Origin of the sequence: Nocardioides sp., from assembly GCF_035429765.1 — a bacterium.
In the GTDB taxonomy this organism is placed as follows: Bacteria; Actinomycetota; Actinomycetes; order Propionibacteriales; family Nocardioidaceae; genus Nocardioides.
In genome coordinates, this window is sequence record NZ_DAOMFK010000286.1 from 1 (window position 1) to 2775 (window position 2775).

A 2775-nucleotide genomic window follows, 5' to 3' on the forward strand; every position below is an offset into this window, starting at 1 on the left:
GCACCGGGACCAGGGTCCCCTCGCGGCGGCGCCGGTGCCGGGACGCAGGAACCGGCGCGGGTCGCGGGGCCTGTCCCGCGGCGGGAGGGGGCGCGACGGCCTCGGCCGTGCCGTCGGGGTGGATCGCCAGGTGGGTGACCACCCCTCGTGCGTCACGCACGGTCACGCCGACCGGTCGGCCCAGCGGGGTGGCGATCTCCTCGGCCACCCGGCGCAGCGCGGCGAGGTACCGGTCCTCCCGCGACCCGGGGCCGCCCACCCGCTCGCCGTCGAGCAGGACCAGGCCGTCCCGCAACGCGAGCTCCACCCAGGGCTGCGGCCCGGGGACGTCCGGTGTCTCTCCCGCCGTACCGGCCACCACGCACGCTCCTCCCCCTGGGACGCGGCCTGGGGTCACCGGGAGTTCGCCGTGCCGAGCCGAGCCCCCCCGCGCCGCGTCCGAGTGAGGCCGATCCTCTCGCGACCTGGGGCCTCCGGCAATGCCGACCCGTCGCTATTTACCCGGGGGGGGTCGGGGCAAACTGCGACGGGTCAGCGGGAACACTGCGACGGGTCAGCCGACGGTCACCTTGATCTCGTTGGAGGTCGCCCCGGAGTCGCTGTCCTTCATCCGGAACCGGTTGACCCCGCTCTGCCCGGTCTGGACGTAGGTGGAGAAGGAACCGCCGGACACGGAGGCGGTCACGGGGAAGTCGCCCCACTGGCCGGCCTGGAACCGCTGCACCACCAGGATCGCGCCGTCGCCGCCCGGGTAGCTGCCGCTCAGGTCGATGCGCTGCATCGGCCCGACCGCGGTCTGGCCGGCGGTCAGGGTGATCTGGGTCGCCGGCGAGGACGACGTACGGGGACCCGGCCGGGGAGAGGCCGCGCTGCTGCTGGCGCCGGGCGAGGAGGTGGTCTTCTCCGGCGGCGGGAGGTACATGCTCTCCTCCGACGTCGAGCCGGCGCTGCTGCTGCCGCCGTCGAGGCCGACCGTCCGCGCGACGAACAGCGCGCCGAGGCCCAGGACGAGCCCGACGGCGAGCCCCACCCCGACCAGCGCCAGCAGGCCGGACAGGACAGGACGTTCGCGGCGTTCGACCACGCCTCACACCTCCACACTGGGAACCCGAGCGCCGGCCCACGACGTGGGGCCGGCACCGTCCATTGTCCCGGATCGACCCAGCCGAGGCGACACGGGCTCCGCCGCGCCGGGATCAGGCGGAGACCAGGATCCGGGCGCCGCGCCTCGGCACGCTGGTGATGTTGCGCACCTTGGGCTCGTCGTGGCCGGCTGCGGTCACGTCGTACGCCGTGAACACCTCGCGCAGCACCGCGACCGCCTCCATCAGCGAGAAGCTGGCGCCGATGCACCGGCGTACGCCGCCGCCGAAGGGGATCCAGGTGTTCGCCGGTGGGCTCTGGCCGAGGAACCGCTCGGGCCGGAACACCTCGGGGTCGGGGTGGTTGTCGGGGCGGCTGTGCGCGATCAGGATCGAGGTGGCGACGGTGACGCCGGCCGGGAGGTCCATGCCGGCGAGGGTCGCCGGCCGGACCAATGTGCGCACCACCATCGGGATCACCGGGTGCAGCCGCATCGACTCCTTCACCACCGCCTCCAGCCAGGCCTCGTCGCCGGTGCGCGCGGCCGTCCGCGCCCGCTCGCGCTGACGCGGGTCGCGGCCGACCTCGTAGAGCGCCCACGCGAGGGCGGTGGCGGTGGTCTCGTGGCCGGCGAGCAGCAGGGTGACCAGCTGGTCGCGCAGCTCGGGGTCGGTGAGCCGGTCGCCGCCGTCGTCGACCCGGATCAGCTGGGAGAGCACGTCGGTGCGGTCGGCCAGGTCCGGGGCGCGCCGCCTCTCGGCGATCTCGGCGTAGATCAGCCGGTCCAGGGCGTAGGCGGTCTCCACGGTGCGCTTCCAGACGCCGACGCGCTGCAGGGCCGGCCAGCCCCAGCCGAGCAGCACCGCGGGACTCACGTCCACGGTCCGGTTCACCAGCGGGCGCAGCTGCCGGAGCCGCTCCTCGTCGGTCACGCCGAAGACCACCCGGAGGATGACCTCGAGGGTCAGCGCGTTCATCCGGTCCAGCGACCGGAAGGGGACGTCGCGCTGCCAGGACCCCACCTCGGTCTTGGCGACCCCGGTGACGAGGTCCTCGTACCCGCGCAGCGCCTGGCCGCTGAACGCGGGCATCAGCAGCTTGCGGGCGCGCTTGTGCCCCGCACCGTCGAGGAGGAGCAGGGAGTGCTCGCCCATGATCGGCCCGAGGATGGCGTTGCCCTTGCCGGCGTGGAAGACCTCCGGGTCGCCGGCGAAGATCTCCCGGGCGTGCTCGGGGCGGGTGAACACCACGAGCGGACGGCCGCGGGGGATCACCCGGATGGTGAACACGTCGCCGTAGGTGCGGTGCGCCCAGGGGACGAACCGGTGGCGGAACCGCAGCAGCCCGGCGCTCTGCGCGAAGGCCGGCCACCGGGGGCCCGGGGGCAGCTGGCTGGTGTCGACCGGCGGAGGCCGGTGCCCGCCGAACGGGCGCATCCGCCGGAACCGTTCCTGGGTCAGTGCGGTGATCTCGTCCATGACCGTCCTCCCTGCCGCCATGCTAGGGCCGGGGTGGCTGGAGCGGCCCGGGCTCCAGACCGGTCACGGTGTGCACCGGGACCGGCTTCGCGGTGGCGTCGCCGCAGCTCAGCGGTCGCGGTACGCCGGGACCGGTGGCCACCCTGATCCTCCAGGCCCGACCGGCGGCGGCGAGCCGCACGTCGCCGTCGCGCGTCGCAGGCAGGTGGCGGAC

At 74.7% G+C, this 2775-nt stretch carries 4 protein-coding genes; all 4 read right to left on the bottom strand.

From position 1 onward, the window contains the following. Positions 1–358, bottom strand: a 358-nt coding sequence (locus PLP61_RS16240) for a hypothetical protein (protein WP_324503804.1), incomplete at its 3' end; no start/stop codon positions are given. A 195-nt stretch (positions 359–553) separates the two neighbouring features. Continuing rightward, positions 554–1084: a hypothetical protein gene (locus tag PLP61_RS16245; RefSeq protein ID WP_324503805.1), complete on the bottom strand. Its 531-nt coding sequence runs from the start codon at positions 1082–1084 to the stop codon at positions 554–556. A gap of 112 nt (positions 1085–1196) precedes the next feature. Next, positions 1197–2561 (bottom strand): cytochrome P450, encoded by a 1365-nt coding sequence (locus PLP61_RS16250; RefSeq protein WP_324503806.1) that lies wholly within the window; start codon positions 2559–2561, stop codon positions 1197–1199. Between the two features lie 22 nt (positions 2562–2583). Continuing rightward, a partial coding sequence (locus PLP61_RS16255; protein WP_324503808.1) for a hypothetical protein occupies positions 2584–2775 on the bottom strand: 192 nt, incomplete at its 5' end.